Genomic DNA, 15,284 nt, shown 5'->3' with positions numbered 1-15,284 from the left:
TTGCACCTTTTATATAGGAAGTGCCTCTTGTTTCAATTGGCCGTACGGGGATCAGGGCAATCGAGTGTGTTGCCTACATCTTCGCCACACTGCTTATCCCCACTTTTTCGCTATATGAATCATCACAGATATCTGCCTGCACTCGCGATAATCGACACTAAAAAACCCAGTATGAGGTTGATGGCGACAATCAACTGAATGCGACCAAATTGACACCCAGCTTCCTTTAGATTGTTCTTGGCCAGTACCTTCGTGAGTCGCTGATAGGGTACAAAGAACAGATAGACAAAAAGTAGGGCCATGAAAATCCCGAGACCCATCATTAATTGAACGTACAGTGGCCAGTTCGACAGGGCTTTGAACAGACCAAAGCCCATCCAAAACCCCGTTGTCAGAAGAAGAATAATGGCAACCCATACCCATCGGAAAAATCGCTTCAGGACTCCAGATAATAACGGCAAACGCTGCGGCGTTTCTAACAGCGAGCTTGCAACAGGACGTAGACACACGTAGGCGAAGAACATACCACCTACCCATATGATTGCGGATAGAATATGAATAGCCAATGCGATTGCCATGCCAGGATCCTCTTCAACGATTCCTTTCTAGGCTTTTTGGTTAAGGGTTACCATCGTACCGAAGGGATCGGTGCAAGGCTATGGGTCACGCTGAGTGGCCATCGGTGGCCTAATACGGTAAAGTTGCGCTCTTTAATTTTCGACAATGAGACGCTTTCCTGGGAGCAACATGCCTAAGTATCTGATAGCCCCCTCAATCCTGTCTGCTGATCTTGCGCGGATCGGTGACGAGGCGAGTCGTGTTCTCAACGCAGGCGCAGATTTTATTCATGTCGATGTGATGGATAACCACTACGTGCCCAATCTCACGTTTGGCCCCGTGATCTGCGAGGCACTCAGAAATTATGGGATCACCGCCCCGATTGATACACATCTGATGATTAAACCAGTAGACCGCATCATTCCGGATTTCGCGAAGGTCGGGGCATCCTACATTACGTTTCACCCTGAAGCCAGTGAACATATTGATCGCACACTGCAACTGATACGCGATTCCGGTTGTAAGTCCGGGCTCGTATTCAACCCGGCAACGCCGCTCGATTGCCTCAAGTACGTATTAGATAAAGTCGATATGATATTGCTTATGTCCGTTAATCCAGGATATGGCGGGCAGCAATTTATCCCGGGCGTGCTCGCAAAGTTAAAGGAGGCACGTCATATAATCAATGAAAGTGGTCATCGCATTCGTCTTGAGATTGATGGCGGGGTAAGGGTCGAGAACATTCAAGAAATTGCTAGCGCCGGTGCAGATACCTTTGTCGCGGGTTCGGCAATCTTTGGAAGTGATGATTACAAAACGACGATTGATGCCATGCGCCATGAGCTTGCGAAGTTAGGGAGATAGTCGTGTGGCAACCGGATAGTACCGCTTGCAAAATGACGTAAATCGATCTGTTAAGGTCCCGTACTCCTAGAATCCAATGTGTCTCAGCAAACCTGAAATGGTGCTCCTCGATCTGGACGGAACGCTGGTCGACAGCGTACCGGATCTTGCCTATTGCATCGACCGGATGCTTGAGCACCTTGGCCTTCCGCCACGCGGCACTGAGAAGGTTCGCCAGTGGATGGGAAACGGCCTGCAGCGCCTCGTGAAACGGGCGCTGGTCGATGGTTTTGAGGGGAAACCAGACAATGCGTTGTTCGATCGTGCGTTCGCCATATTGCTCGAGCTTTATGGGGAAAACACTTGCGAGCGCAGCACGCTGTATCCAGGTGCACGTGAGGGTCTGACTTACCTTCAGCAGTCAGCCTACCAATTAGGCTGCGTAACCAACAAACTTGCGCAGTTCACTCAGCCAATGCTCCAGACACTTGGCATTTATGACGACTTTGCCATCATTATCTGTGGTGACACACTGCCCAAGAAGAAGCCAGATCCGATGCCCTTGCTGCATGCCGCACAGTATTTCGGCGTTGAGCCAGAAAAGGCTCTGATGGTCGGCGACACGGTGAATGATATCCAGGCTGCCCGTGCAGCAGGTTTTCAAATCTTGTGCGTAACATACGGCTACAACCAAGGGGGGAACATCGACGGCGCCGGGCCGGATGCAACCGTCGATTCGCTCGCTGAATTACCGTCGTTGATCTAGGCGATGAAATCCTCGGCCGTTACTCACCAAGAATTCGAGACGTACAACGCGCAGGGGTACAATCGAATCCCAGTGATGCGCCAGGTCTTGGCGGATCTGGACACGCCGTTAAGCGCCTATCTGAAACTCGCAAAAGGCCGATACTCCTATTTGTTCGAGTCCGTCCACGGCGGCGAAAAATGGGGTCGTTACTCCATAATTGGCCTGCCAGCCAAAACCGTCGTGCGTATCGCCGGCAACGAAATCAAAGTTGAGGAAGACGGCAACGTTATCGAGCACACAGAAGCTGACGATCCGTTAGAGTGGATCGAATCGTTTCACGGACGATTTCGTGTTGCACCTATCCCCGGTCTTCCCCGTGTGACCGGCGGACTTGTTGGCTATTTTGGCTACGATACGGTCCGCTACATCGAGCCTAGACTTGCCAATCTGCGCCAAGACGATCCGCTAGGCTGTGCGGACATTTTGTTGATGGTGTCTGACGAGGTTGTCGTCTTCGATAATCTCAGCGGGAAACTTTACATTATTGTGCACGCTAATCCTGAAGATAGCTCTGCTTTTGAGCAGGTCCACCACCGTCTTGACACGCTTGTAGAGCAATTGATGCAGGCGCCTCTATCAGATCCGAACACGCCCGATCCTCGGTCCGTAAAGGAAGAAGATTTCGTTTCAGGATTTACCCGAGAAAAATTTGAGGACGCAGTTAAACGGATTAAACACTACATTGTCGAGGGCGATGTAATGCAGACCGTACTATCACAACGATTATCTATCCCGTTTGCAGCACCACCTCTCAATCTTTATCGTGCCCTGCGTTGTTTAAATCCGTCCCCTTACCTCTATTATTTGGACTTGGATGACTTCCATATCGTCGGCTCCTCGCCGGAAATCTTAGTACGCCTGGAAGACGGTTTGGTGACGGTACGGCCGATAGCGGGAACCCGGCCCCGTGGCCAAAATGAGGAAGAAGACCAAACACTAGAGCGCGACCTGCTGAGTGATCCAAAAGAACTCGCTGAACACCTGATGTTAATCGACCTTGGCCGAAATGATGTTGGCCGTGTTGCCGAGATGGGAACTGTTCGTGTAACGGAACAGATGATCATTGAATACTACTCCCACGTGATGCATATCGTGTCTAACGTTACGGGCAAATTGAAGCCTGGAAAGACGGCAATTGATGTGCTGCGGGCAACCTTTCCGGCAGGAACGGTGTCAGGCGCTCCCAAGATCCGTGCTATGGAGATCATTGATGAACTCGAACCAGTTAAACGCGGAGTCTATGCCGGTGCTGTGGGCTACCTGTCCTGGGCTGGTAACATGGACACTGCCATTGCCATACGCACCGCACTAATCAAGGATAAAACCTTGCATATCCAGGTTGGCGCTGGGATCGTAGCCGATTCGATACCCAGCCGGGAATGGGACGAGACGATGAATAAAGGACGCGCTATCTTTCGTGCCGTATCGATGGCCGAAAAAGGACTCAACGGGCAATAGACACGTCAATGACGTAATCATGTTGCATCTAAGCTGAGCAGGTAATTGTATGCTGCTGATGATAGACAACTACGATTCCTTCACCTACAACCTCGTGCAATATTTCGGGGAGCTCGGAGCCGACGTTCGCGTCTACCGCAACGACCAGATCACCTTGGCTGAAATTGAAGGACTTGCGCCTAATCATATTGTGATTTCTCCTGGCCCATGCACACCAAACGAAGCCGGCATATCAATTGATGTGATTAAGCGCTTTAGTAGCGAAACCCCCGTGCTCGGCGTCTGCCTTGGTCATCAAAGCATCGGCCAAGCTTTTGGTGGCCGAATCGTTCACGCGAATGAGATCATGCATGGCAAAACCTCATTAATTAAACACAAAGGCAGTGACGTTTTTACGGGGCTCGAGAATCCGTTCGTCGCAACGCGCTATCACTCGCTTGTCGTGGAAAAAGATACGCTCCCGGACTGCCTGGAGACAACCGCTTGGACTGAGACGCCCGACGGTGAGATCGACGAAATTATGGGGGTGCGGCACCGAGATTATCCTGTCATTGGTGTCCAGTTTCATCCGGAGTCTATCCTCACGCGCCATGGGCATGATTTGCTGGCGAACTTTTTAGCCCTAAATTGAGTGCGATGACCGAGATGAGGGCACATGAGCTTGGGTACGACGCGCAACCCGGCGCCGCCCCCAGAATTCGCTGACGCGCATCTTCGTTCACTCCTAAACACACCGAAGAGCTGCCAGGAGTCGCAAGTGGAAATGCAAGCGGCCATTCGCGCCGTAACTGAACACCGCAATCTGACGTCCGACGAGATGAGCACCGTGATGCATACCATCATGAGCGGCAAGGCAACACCTGCGCAAATTGGTGCATTTCTCGTTGGACTGCGCATGAAGGGCGAGACCGTAACCGAGATCGCAGCGGCGGCCCGGGTGATGCGCCAACTTTCAACCAAAGTAGTTGTCTCCAAAGACCACCTGGTTGACACATGCGGAACCGGCGGTGATGGAGTGGGTACCTTTAATATTTCCACAACGGCCGCTTTTGTCGCTGCTGCGGCGGGGGCCCGGGTCGCGAAGCACGGGAACCGCGCCGTTTCAAGCCGGTGCGGAAGTGCCGACGTCCTCGAAGCGGCTGGTGTGAAGCTCGACCTCACACCCGAGCAAACCGCAAGTTGCATCAATAATATCGGTCTCGGGTTTATGTTTGCACCCTTGCATCACAGCGCTATGAAATATGCCATTGGGCCACGCCGTGAATTGGGGATGCGTACGATATTTAACCTTTTGGGTCCCCTAACCAATCCGGCTGGTGCACCGAATCATGTACTCGGCGTTTTCAGCAAGGAATGGGTCGAAGCATTCGCCCTTGTACTTAAAGATCTCGGAAATAAACACGTGATGGTTGTCTACGCCGCAGACGGGATGGACGAGCTCAGCATATCGGCACCGACATCTGTCGCGGAACTAGTAAACAACACAATCGAAACCTATGACATAACACCAGAACAATTCGGCCTAACACGGGCCAGCGCAGACGTGCTCACTGTGGACAGTGTGGATGCAAGTCTAGCAGTTATGCGCGCAGTCCTTGACAACAAACTGGGCCCCCCTCAGGATATCGTCACCTTGAACGCCGGCGCCGCAATTTATACCTCAGGATTAGCTGAGGATCTAAAAGGCGCAATCGAAACAGCACAATCGGTGATCGCTACGGGTGCCGCTCGGAAAAAACTCAATTCCCTAATTGAGTTCACGAACAGCATCTAGCAACGTAGTCTCCTAGGATCAACCAACACTAACACGAATTTCCTGGTTCCATTCTACCTATGACTGACACACCAGATATCCTCAAAGAGATTCTTCGATGCAAACAAGAGCATATTGACGATCAGAAGGCACGATCGCCGTTAGATTCACTGAAACAGCGAGCTGCGGATCAACCGCCTACCCGAGGATTTGTTGCCGCCATCACACAACAACTCACAGCTGGGAAAGCCGCAGTCGTTGCGGAGCTTAAAAAGGCCTCACCGAGTAAAGGGATCATTCGGGAAAACTATGAGCCTGCAGCGATCGCTGTATCCTACGAAAAGGCCGGCGCAACTTGTCTATCGGTGCTTACCGATGGCGCATTTTTCAAGGGTGCTGACGATCACCTTCGGCAGGTACGCGCTGCCTCATCATTGCCCGTGTTGCGCAAAGACTTCACGGTTGATCCGTATCAAGTCTACGAAGCACGAGTGATCGGTGCCGACTGCATTCTATTAATAGTAGCAATCCTCACAGATCGGCAGATGCAAGACATTTCAGAGCTTGCAGCAGAACTTGGGATGGGGGTGCTCGTTGAAGTTCATAACCGGGAAGAACTAGAACGCGGTCTCATGTTACGCGTCCCATTGATTGGAATTAATAATCGAGACCTTCATACCTTTGAGACGGATATTGAAACAACCATCGGGCTACTAGTCGATGTGTTTCATGACCGCACCGTGATTACGGAAAGCGGAATCCATACCCGGGAGGATGTGGCGTTAATGCGAAAACAGGGCGTCAATGCATTCCTGATTGGTGAGGCGCTTATGTCAGCTGATGACCCAGGCGCAAAACTCACAGAGCTATTCGGTGATTTATCAGCCGCAAACTAGAAACAGGAGACAACGATGGCAAAACGAATCGCGCTTACCTGCTTCACTTGCCTGCTAGGCTTGATACTGCCACTCAATATTTCGGCACATGGCGAGGATCTGGTTCTGATCTGGGAAACCCCTGCGGTATTCAAGCAGCCTGAATCTGTCATCCACGATCGCAAACGCGATATTCTCTACGTCTCCAACGTTAATGGTCCAGCAGACGAGAAAAACGGCCAAGGATATCTTTCCAAGGTCGCCATGGATGGTGAAATCATTGAACTTGAATGGGTAACCTCGCTCAATGCACCAAAAGGGCTTGCGCTGCACGAAGACACCCTCTATGTGTCCGACGTCGACGCCCTCGTGGAAATCGATATCGCTAAGGCCAAGATCATAAACCGCTATGAGGCGTCGGATGCTGTGTTCCTTAACGACGTCACGGTGGATCACCATGGCAATGTCTATGTCTCTGACATGATGACCGATACTATCTACCGGTTAAGCGATAACACCTTTGAGGTTTGGCTCATTAGTCCCCAATTAGAGTCTCCAAACGGGTTACATGCCGAACAGGATCGACTCGTCGTTGCTGCGTGGGGAGTTCGAACACAAGGTTTCGATACAAAGGTCCCAGGGCACCTCAAAGTCGTGGCTTATAAAGACAAGTCTATAAGCAGCCTCGGGAACGGCATGCCTGTTGGCAATCTCGACGGCGTCGAATCAGATAGGGATGGCGACTATTACGTCACCGATTGGGTGGCTGGCAAGCTCTATCACATCAAACCCACAGGAGAAGCAGAAGTATTGCTTACACTGGCAAAAGGAGCAGCCGATCACGAGTATATTGGAGAGCGCGATCTCATCATAATCCCCATGATGCTGAATGATAAGATCGTCGCCTATAGAGCTCACGATTCTGACTAGGGCACAACCGTTAGACGCAGTTCAAAATTTTAGCCGCCCGGAAAACGCAGCGCTTCCTACTCAGAAACAACGTGAGACTCTGAGTTTAACTGATTCCAAATGCTTACGATGCACTGACCTTATTGGGAAATAAACTCCAAGAGTTTTTCATCGGAGACCACGCGATCCAACACCTTAGCAAGGGTCTCATTGATGAGTTTTTGATTGTCCTCTGTGTCGGGTGTAATGAAAATATCTCTTGAGGTGTTGCCTCTGTAGCGGCCTGTGAATTCCCGTGTCCCATTGACGCATACAACTCCAACGACTGCACTCGTTGTCACCCCGGTTACGCGAGATCCACCGGATGCCACATAATCAATCGACTCAATCACCACTTTCATCTTCAGTGACCCGTCAGCATCCCCTTCGACCACAGAAAACTGATAATCACTGAGCACGGCACTGACAGCCCGCCATATATTTGGCGTAATGTCACCCGTCGTGCTGATGGATGACGTCTCGGGGTACACCCCGCCGCGCTTGCCAATAATAGGGCTTGGCCTGCTATCCACCACCTCCAGTGCAAGAGTTCTCCCCTGGCCAATAGCCTGAGCCCGTTCCACCTGTAGGACCGGGTCGATGGTGATTGTCTGCGGGCTCAGGGCACACCCCGGCAATGTCGCAAGCACGCATACAAAGATCATGTAGCAAGAAATTCGCATAAAGCCTCCGAACCGAACGATGTCGTATCGACGTCTGGTCAGGCCATCTCCATCCTGCAACCCGTCATCAGATCGCTGGACGATACAGCGCGGCAGCAATGAGACCCGCAATGATCATCTCGATGAGGCCACCGATTGACCAAGCGACAACGAGTATTGCTGGTAGCGGTTGCACAGCATAGATAATGAGATTTGGACCAATGAACAATAATCCAATCAATAGCCCATACCGGATCCCCTCACCTAACCCTTTATTCTCATAACCCTTAACGAAAATCAAACAAAATAGCACAGCAAACCAAAGTTGGCCGATATGCAACCAATGAAGGTATCCTTGCATGTTTGCCTGTCCACGCCAAAGTGTTGGTGTCTCTGCGTACAGGTCACGGAGCAAGACACCATGGAATAGCCACTCATAGGCAAATATAAAAATAAAAACCACCACACAGGCAATTAAGAATCGCTTCATGTTCATCTGGTCCTACCTCCACGTAACGCCGTATGATTTCTCCCCATGGCGTGAATGCATTCAGTTTACCGTCTGACGTCCCATTGCGCCACGTGCACCCATATGGGAGAAAACAAAGATCTTTTGTGGAATCCGTATACATCGCCGGGAATGTTCAGACATCTTGCTTACCGTAATCCCGGAACTTCTCAAGCACCCTTTGCATTTCATCTTCATCAAGCAGGGTCACTCCGCCGATTTGCAAAGCAATACAGTATTGCTTGGCTAGATACTCAATCTCCCTGGCTAAACGGTAAGCCGTTTCCAGATTAGGTCCAATAGCCACCATGCCATGGTTGGCGAGTAAACAAGCCTGACACCCCTTCAATGCCTGGACCACGTTCACAGAAAGCGCCTCCGTTCCGAAGGTCGCATACGGTGCACACCGTATCGAGTTGCCCCCAGCAAATGCCACCATATAGTGAAACGCCGGAATGCCTCTGCCAGTACAGGCAAGAGCCGTAGCATAAGGAGAATGCACATGAATGACAGCATTGGCATCATCACGGGCAACCAGAATTGCGCGGTGGAAATACCATTCACTTGACGGTTTAAGCTGTCCGGGGGGGCCATGGCCATCGATCTCCACCTCCACAATGTCCTTAGCTTCAATGACCTCGTAGCTAATCCCCGTTGGTGTGATTAGAAAGCCACCCTGAATGCGGGCGCTTACGTTTCCTGATGTCCCTTGATTCAACCCGCACTGATTCATTGCCCGGGCAAACCCGATGATCTCCACGCGAAGTTTGTGGTGTTTCATGTTGGCCCGTGCTAGCCAGCTAGTCAGATTCCATCGAGGCTTTGCGTTTTCGCCCGTTCCCTTTGTCTAACCACTGCAGATAATCGCCTGAGGGGATTTGGGTAAGTTGTTCGGTCGGTAAATTATATAGATAGACCCAAGCCTTCACACGATCGCCCGTATAGAGGCGCACATCAAAGTATTCTCTACGATATTCAGCTCGCCGAGCCTCAGGCGCAATGCATCCTTCGTACCGATCCAGTTTGTCCAAAATACGTTGCGGTTCTCGCAGATAATAGAGCTCCCCATGTATGACCTCGGTGCCATCAGGTGCGGGAACAGCCGCAGGATAATCCCCTGCGTCATAGAGACGACCTGGCATAATAGCATCGCCCACGAATTCCCCGTAGATCGTAAGGACCTCGTGCAATGGGTGTTCGAGCACTTTTCTGAGCGTTCCATAAACGAACAAATAGCTCTTAGACCCTTCCGTCATCGATGACACACTCGCCAATCCCCTATACCTTAACCAAATTCGCTATGTACTTTAAGCCAGCAATCCGGCCAAATTCACTTGGCCATTTCACTGATCCCTGACGTTTTCTTTAAACAGACTACACGTTAAACCGGAAAAAGATCACATCGCCATCCTGAACAACGTAGTCCTTACCTTCGAGTCGTAATTTCCCCGCTTCCTTTGCGCCCTGTTCGCCCTCGCAGGCGATGAAATCTTCGAATGAAATGACTTCTGCGCGAATAAAGCCACGCTTGAAATCACTATGGATCATCCCCGCGGCATCTAGTGCAGTAGCGCCCGCTTTAATGGTCCAGGCACGTCCTTCATTTGGTTGCGCGGAGAAAAAGGTCTGCAGACCTAACAAGGAATAGCCTGCATGAATGACGCGATTCAGTCCAGGTTCATCGATGCTGAGCTCAGCCAAAAACGCTTCCTTTTCCTCATCTGATAGTCCACTCAACGCCGCCTCAAACGCGGCACAGAGGGGCACAACAACCGCGCCTTCCCTTTCAGCTAACTCACGTAGCTCAGAAAGCCCGGGGTCATTGCACAATCCGTGCTCATCCACGTTGGCAATGTAAAGGGTCGGCTTTAACGTGAGAAGATGCAGCTCATCTAGTACAAGTTGTTCCTTATGCGCAAGCACCATGGTTCGAACGGGCAAGCCACCATCGAGGTGATCCCGTGCCTTCCCAAGGATCGCATGCACCGGTAGCGCTTTGTTATTTCCCGTCTTGATCTTCTTCGATTCCCTGACAAGTGCATTTTCGACTGTTTCCAGATCCGCCAAGCAAAGCTCCGTATTCACGACGTCGATGTCAGAAACTGGTTGCACCACGCCACGCACGTGTACAACGTTTGGATCCTCGAAACAACGTACGACGTGGGCAATTGCTTGAGTTTCGCGAACGTGCGCAAGAAATCGGTTACCCAGTCCCTCACCTTTTGAGGCGCCCGCGACAAGCCCGGCGACATCAACAAACTCCATATGCGCAGGCACCACACGCGGAGGCTTAATAAGCGCGGCGATCTGCTGTAGCCGCCCGTCCGGCACCTCCACAACACCAACATGTGGGTCAATCGTACAAAATGGATAGTTTTCCGCCGCCACTGCGGCGCCGGTTAGGGCATTAAAGAGGGTTGATTTACCGGCATTCGGGAGACCGATGATCCCGCATTTGAATCCCATGAGTCGGCCTTTAGTTTATCAATGCTTTGATGGTTGCTCGGCGTGCTCCCGAACCAACAGAAAGTCTGCCGGCTTGTGTCCTTTACTACGTTAGTCCACATCCTCGGCGGGTGCATCTGGTGGTTGTGCGTGCAGCGTGTTCATCGCTTGCTGCAGGTCCCCTTCAATTACCATCGGCATTACTTCCATTGCATCATCTATTGCGGTCTGAATTGCGTCGCGCTCGGCCTGTGTTGCACGCCCAAGGACATAGGGCGTGACCAAGTCACGATCACCAGGGTGCCCTACGCCAACCCGCAGCCTCACGAATGCATCCTCACTCAAGTGCTTAATGACATCCCTCAATCCATTGTGACCGCCGTGCCCACCCTGTTCCTTGAGGCGCACATAACCCGGGGGCAGATCAATCTCATCATGGGCAATCAAGATACGTTCGGCCGGGATACGATAAAAGTGGGCGAGTGCAGCGACGGACCGTCCGCTCTCGTTCATAAACGTATTGGGCTTTAACAGCCAGCAATCGTGGTCGTCTTCACTGATGCGGCACACGCTGCCGTAAAACTTCGCTTCCGTGTGGAACTCGAGGCCATGCTGACGGGCGAGCTGATCAACAAACCAAAACCCGGCATTGTGCCGCGTGTCAGCGTATTCACGGCCAGGATTACCCAAGCCCACGATCAAATCAATCCGTGAAGGCAAAAGCAACGCTCTGGGTCAGTGCTATTCCTGCTTCTCTTCTGGCTCCTCAGCAGCTTTGGGCTCCTTAGCCTCTTCACCGACAGCCGCTTCCTCCTCCGCGGCAGCGACCTCCGCTTCTTCTGCCACCTCTTCCTCTATCTCGATCACTTGCGGCGGCTGGACCGCCACCACAGGTCGAGAGTGCCCACCCTCTTTGGAAAGCGCCATAATCTCCACACCATCCGGGATTTTGATGTCGCCAAGCGTGACTGTATCGCCGACGCGCAGCGCTCCGCAGTCGACATCCATATACTCGGGCAGATCCTTTGGCAAACACATCACTTCAAGATCCGTCATTAGATGCGTAACAATCCCGCGTTCCTCCTTAACGCCGGGGGAGGTGCTTTCATTGACAAAATGCAACGGTACACGCATCGTCAATTTTTCGTCCATCTGAACGCGCTGCAGATCCATGTGTAGGATTTGAGGCTTACTTGGATGACGCTGTAGATCCTTGAGGACAACCTGTTCAACCCGATCCCCGATCTTGAGCGTCATGATGCTCGAGTAAAATGCTTCGTGCGCAAGCTGTTGGGTAATCTGATCATGATAAAGAGCGACCGGAATGGGTTCATCGCTCGCACCGTAAATTATCGCCGGGATCCTGCCGGCGCGACGTAGCCGGCGGCTCGCACCTTTCCCTACGATTTCTCGCAACTCTGCATTGAGTTCAAATTGGCTCATTATCGCACTCCTCTTCTGGTGCCAAAGCCGCTTTTCGGCGGCGACCATCGACTCCAATCCCGCGACCAGGCTTGGAGTCAACTGAATCAGTCTATAAACATCGAGCTCAGCGATTCGCCTTCACTGATGCGGCGCACACTCTCCGCCATCATCCCTGCCACGCTGAGCTGGCGAATCCGCTTGGAATTGGCGGCGTCTTCACGTAACGGAATGGTATCGGTAACCACCACCTCGTCCAACTCTGACGATTCGATATTCTGAACTGCATTCCCTGAGAGCACCGGATGCGTACAGTACGCCACCACATTCTTTGCCCCATTGTTTTTCAATGCGCTTGCCGCTTTGCAAAGTGTTCCAGCTGTATCAACGACATCATCAATGATGATACAGGTGCGACTATTCACGTCACCGATGATGTGCATCACCTGGGCTTCATTCGGGTTGGGCCTGCGCTTGTCGATGATTGCAAGTTCCGTATCGTCGAGACGCTTGGCCGACGCCCTTGCCCGTGCCACGCCCCCAATATCAGGTGAGACCACCACGAGGTCCGAATCCTTGTGTGTCCAAATGTCCCCGAGCAGAACCGGCGATGCATAGACATTGTCAAGCGGCATATCAAAGAAACCCTGGATTTGGTCGGCATGGAGGTCAACCGTTAATACCCGGTCTATTCCAACACTCGCGATCATGTTAGCCACGACCTTTGCGCTGATGGGCACCCGTGCCGAGCGAGGCCGGCGGTCCTGACGCGCATAGCCCATATACGGTATTACAGCCGTGATTTGTGCCGCCGAGGCCCGACGAATCGCATCCGTAATTACCAGTAGCTCCATCAGATTGTCGTTGGTCGGCGGGCATATCGGCTGCACGATGAAGACATCGCGGGCCCGGACGTTGTCCATGATCTCGACCATCACCTCACCGTCGCTAAAGCGCCCCACGTTGATCTTGCCTAAGGGGATTTTGAGATGTCCGGCTATCGCTTCCGCCAACCGCGGGTTGGCGTTGCCGGTAAAGATCATCATTGTTGCGAGTGACATGCTGCCCTCAATCTCCCGCCATTAGGAACTGGCTGGGGTGCCAGGATTCGAACCTGGGAATGCGGGGATCAAAACCCCGTGCCTTACCACTTGGCGACACCCCAGTGCGAACTGTCATATCGATATCAGCACCTACTGACCCGGCTAGTTAGGCCTCGTTATCCACGCGATCGAGCAAGGGGGAACGGTTCATCCCTTTGGCCACAAAGCCCTTCCAGCGGTTCGGCACTTCAATGAGTATGTCTCTAGCCATTCGCTCGGAGTCGAATTTTGCAAACACGCAGCCACCTGTCCCGGTCATACGTGCTTCGACCCGGTTCGCTAGCCAATCTAGGACCTCTGCTACCTCCGGGTAGCGGGCTCGCACCACTGCTTCGCAATCATTGCGCCCACCGCCCGCAAGGAAGGCGCGTATTTTGATCGGAGGCGTATTGCGTGTCAAATCCGGTGCGTTGAACACCTCGGCTGTGGAAACGGTGCAGGGTGGCTGGATGACGAGAAACCAGGGCTCGTCGAGTGTCAGGGGAGTCAACTCCTCACCGACGCCCTCCGCCCACGCCGAGCGGCCATAAATAAACACCGGCACATCAGCACCCAACGAAAGACCAATCTCAGCGAGCGTCTGCCTCGATAGGTCAAGCGCCCAAAGCTGATTTAGTGCGACCAACGTAGTCGCGGCGTCCGAACTGCCTCCCCCGAGACCCGCTCCCACCGGCAAGCGTTTCTCCAGGTCAATATCCGCCCCGAGTGAGGTGCCTGTTGCGCTCTGCAGGCTTCGGGCCGCACGCACTACCAAGTCATCCTTGGGCTCCACGCCATTGACGTCGCTCGTCCGCCGCACAACTCTGTCGCGACGCACGGTAAAACGAATCCTGTCCGAGCGCCCAAGGAATTGAAAAACCGTCTGCAAGACATGATACCCATCCGCTCGCTGGCCGATGACGTGTAGAAAGAGATTAAGTTTAGCGGGTGCCAGCCAAACGTTGCTCGTCATAGCGCACCCGTGTCCCAGTTTTGCACCACCAAGCGCACCTTAAACTTGGCATTGTGCATGAAAAGCTTTTCAGGGAGTGTCAGATCACCATCCTGAACGTAACGCAGTACACTGACACGCCATCCGGATTGCTGAAGATCCGTCATGTATCCCTCGTCATTCAGCACAATATTGTCAACTGGTTGCCCTGGTTCAGGGATCCCGCGCACCCAATAACGCAATCCCGTTACCGGGATACTCCAACCCAGGCTTTGCAGCATCAGGACCTCCGCGTCCTCCGCGACAAGGATCTGATTGTCCGCGGTGCGCATGACAACACCATCGGCTCCTCCCTGTAGCTCGTAGGACCCTTGGCCAAACGGGGAGATGAGGCGCATGGAGTACGCATCCTCGTGCTGAGTCCATCGCAACGTCGCGCTCCACCCTTCGCTTTCCGTTTGAATCGCGACACGGCCCGTCAATGACCAATGTTGAAGGGTAGCAAGCTTGGCTTGGTGGGTGCGCCAGGCCCGCTGCAGCGCGGTATCCCCAGAGGGGGTCGTAGAAAGCCCAGCACAGGCTGTGAGCAAGACAGCCAGTGCTGAGAGGATAAAGCATCTCACGGGTTGAATACGTTGACTGAGCATAAGTGCTTGATATAACTGATATCTATATCACCGGCTGGGTTCTAGCTACTCAGTTAGCTACACGGTCGGGGCTTGCTACGAACCATAGTATATTTCCCTTGAGCCCATTTCCGCGGCCTGCTGGGCATGACGATAAGGTGGCTATGATAGTCGATTCATGGCGTTCCCACTTAGACTGCTACTCTCCGTGCGAATAACTGGCGTCGCAGCGTAAGCCACAAGCCCCAACGTCTGCTTCCGACCCATAGCGAGGGTTCGGTGCGACGCCTAAAGCGTGTTATTAACGCGTCTTGTAGTCAGGAATTCCTACAGGGCGTAGCATT

At 52.6% G+C, this 15,284-nt stretch carries 18 protein-coding genes and 1 tRNA gene; 7 read left to right on the top strand and 12 right to left on the bottom strand.

Going from position 1 to position 15,284, the window contains the following annotated elements; translation table 11 throughout:
* Positions 1-122: 122 nt before the first annotated feature.
* Positions 123-578: a CopD family protein gene (locus O6944_05735; GenBank protein ID MCZ6718635.1), complete on the bottom strand. Its 456-nt coding sequence runs from the start codon at positions 576-578 to the stop codon at positions 123-125.
* Positions 579-747: 169 nt separating this feature from the next.
* Between O6944_05735 and rpe the strand changes: the two genes are divergently transcribed.
* The 7 genes from rpe to O6944_05700 all read left to right on the top strand — a co-directional run bounded on the left by rpe (position 748) and on the right by O6944_05700 (position 7,225).
* Positions 748-1,422 carry a ribulose-phosphate 3-epimerase gene (gene rpe, locus O6944_05730; GenBank protein MCZ6718634.1) on the top strand — a complete coding sequence of 225 codons (675 nt, stop codon included), beginning with the start codon at positions 748-750 and terminating at the stop codon, positions 1,420-1,422.
* Positions 1,423-1,498: 76 nt separating this feature from the next.
* Positions 1,499-2,167, top strand: a complete 669-nt coding sequence (locus O6944_05725) for a phosphoglycolate phosphatase (GenBank protein ID MCZ6718633.1) — start codon at positions 1,499-1,501, stop codon at positions 2,165-2,167.
* A gap of 3 nt (positions 2,168-2,170) precedes the next feature.
* Positions 2,171-3,667 (top strand): anthranilate synthase component I, encoded by a 1,497-nt coding sequence (gene trpE, locus O6944_05720; GenBank protein ID MCZ6718632.1) that lies wholly within the window; start codon positions 2,171-2,173, stop codon positions 3,665-3,667.
* A gap of 49 nt (positions 3,668-3,716) precedes the next feature.
* The gene (locus O6944_05715; GenBank protein ID MCZ6718631.1) at positions 3,717-4,298 is read left to right on the top strand and encodes an aminodeoxychorismate/anthranilate synthase component II; all 582 of its coding nucleotides are present in this window, start codon (positions 3,717-3,719) and stop codon (positions 4,296-4,298) included.
* A 126-nt stretch (positions 4,299-4,424) separates the two neighbouring features.
* Positions 4,425-5,441, top strand: a complete 1,017-nt coding sequence (gene trpD, locus O6944_05710) for an anthranilate phosphoribosyltransferase (protein ID MCZ6718630.1) — start codon at positions 4,425-4,427, stop codon at positions 5,439-5,441.
* Positions 5,442-5,500: 59 nt separating this feature from the next.
* A complete protein-coding gene (gene trpC / locus O6944_05705) occupies positions 5,501-6,316 on the top strand; it encodes an indole-3-glycerol phosphate synthase TrpC (GenBank protein MCZ6718629.1) in 816 nt (271 codons plus the stop codon).
* A 15-nt stretch (positions 6,317-6,331) separates the two neighbouring features.
* Positions 6,332-7,225, top strand: coding sequence for an SMP-30/gluconolactonase/LRE family protein (locus tag O6944_05700; protein ID MCZ6718628.1), 894 nt, complete (start codon positions 6,332-6,334; stop codon positions 7,223-7,225).
* Positions 7,226-7,344: 119 nt separating this feature from the next.
* Here the strand turns inward: O6944_05700 and O6944_05695 are convergent, their stop codons facing one another.
* The 11 genes from O6944_05695 to lolB all read right to left on the bottom strand — a co-directional run bounded on the left by O6944_05695 (position 7,345) and on the right by lolB (position 14,961).
* On the bottom strand, positions 7,345-7,926 hold the full coding sequence (locus O6944_05695) for a YajG family lipoprotein (protein MCZ6718627.1): 582 nt from the start codon (positions 7,924-7,926) through the stop codon (positions 7,345-7,347).
* A gap of 67 nt (positions 7,927-7,993) precedes the next feature.
* Positions 7,994-8,395 carry a hypothetical protein gene (locus O6944_05690; GenBank protein ID MCZ6718626.1) on the bottom strand — a complete coding sequence of 134 codons (402 nt, stop codon included), beginning with the start codon at positions 8,393-8,395 and terminating at the stop codon, positions 7,994-7,996.
* Positions 8,396-8,549: 154 nt separating this feature from the next.
* Positions 8,550-9,194 carry a class II aldolase/adducin family protein gene (locus tag O6944_05685; GenBank protein ID MCZ6718625.1) on the bottom strand — a complete coding sequence of 215 codons (645 nt, stop codon included), beginning with the start codon at positions 9,192-9,194 and terminating at the stop codon, positions 8,550-8,552.
* 19 nt (positions 9,195-9,213) lie between these two features.
* Positions 9,214-9,669: a gamma-glutamylcyclotransferase gene (locus O6944_05680; GenBank protein MCZ6718624.1), complete on the bottom strand. Its 456-nt coding sequence runs from the start codon at positions 9,667-9,669 to the stop codon at positions 9,214-9,216.
* Positions 9,670-9,787: 118 nt separating this feature from the next.
* On the bottom strand, positions 9,788-10,879 hold the full coding sequence (gene ychF, locus O6944_05675; GenBank protein MCZ6718623.1) for a redox-regulated ATPase YchF: 1,092 nt from the start codon (positions 10,877-10,879) through the stop codon (positions 9,788-9,790).
* Between the two features lie 90 nt (positions 10,880-10,969).
* Positions 10,970-11,578 carry an aminoacyl-tRNA hydrolase gene (gene pth, locus O6944_05670; protein MCZ6718622.1) on the bottom strand — a complete coding sequence of 203 codons (609 nt, stop codon included), beginning with the start codon at positions 11,576-11,578 and terminating at the stop codon, positions 10,970-10,972.
* 21 nt (positions 11,579-11,599) lie between these two features.
* Positions 11,600-12,301, bottom strand: a complete 702-nt coding sequence (locus O6944_05665; protein ID MCZ6718621.1) for a 50S ribosomal protein L25/general stress protein Ctc — start codon at positions 12,299-12,301, stop codon at positions 11,600-11,602.
* 86 nt (positions 12,302-12,387) lie between these two features.
* Complete coding sequence (locus O6944_05660) at positions 12,388-13,341, bottom strand: ribose-phosphate pyrophosphokinase (protein ID MCZ6718620.1); 954 nt, start codon at positions 13,339-13,341, stop codon at positions 12,388-12,390.
* A gap of 29 nt (positions 13,342-13,370) precedes the next feature.
* Positions 13,371-13,445: transfer RNA gene (locus O6944_05655), tRNA-Gln, on the bottom strand.
* 44 nt (positions 13,446-13,489) lie between these two features.
* Positions 13,490-14,335, bottom strand: coding sequence for a 4-(cytidine 5'-diphospho)-2-C-methyl-D-erythritol kinase (gene ispE, locus O6944_05650; protein MCZ6718619.1), 846 nt, complete (start codon positions 14,333-14,335; stop codon positions 13,490-13,492).
* Complete coding sequence (lolB, locus tag O6944_05645; protein MCZ6718618.1) at positions 14,332-14,961, bottom strand: lipoprotein insertase outer membrane protein LolB; 630 nt, start codon at positions 14,959-14,961, stop codon at positions 14,332-14,334. Before lolB ends, ispE begins: the two co-directional genes overlap by 4 nt.
* Positions 14,962-15,284 lie beyond the last annotated feature (323 nt).

The sequence above is a fragment of the Gammaproteobacteria bacterium genome, assembly GCA_027296625.1.
Lineage (GTDB): Bacteria > Pseudomonadota > Gammaproteobacteria > JAKEHO01 > JAKEHO01 > JAKEHO01.
Note: the sequence above shows the minus strand (reverse complement) of the source record. Positions and strands in the feature narration are given on the sequence as shown.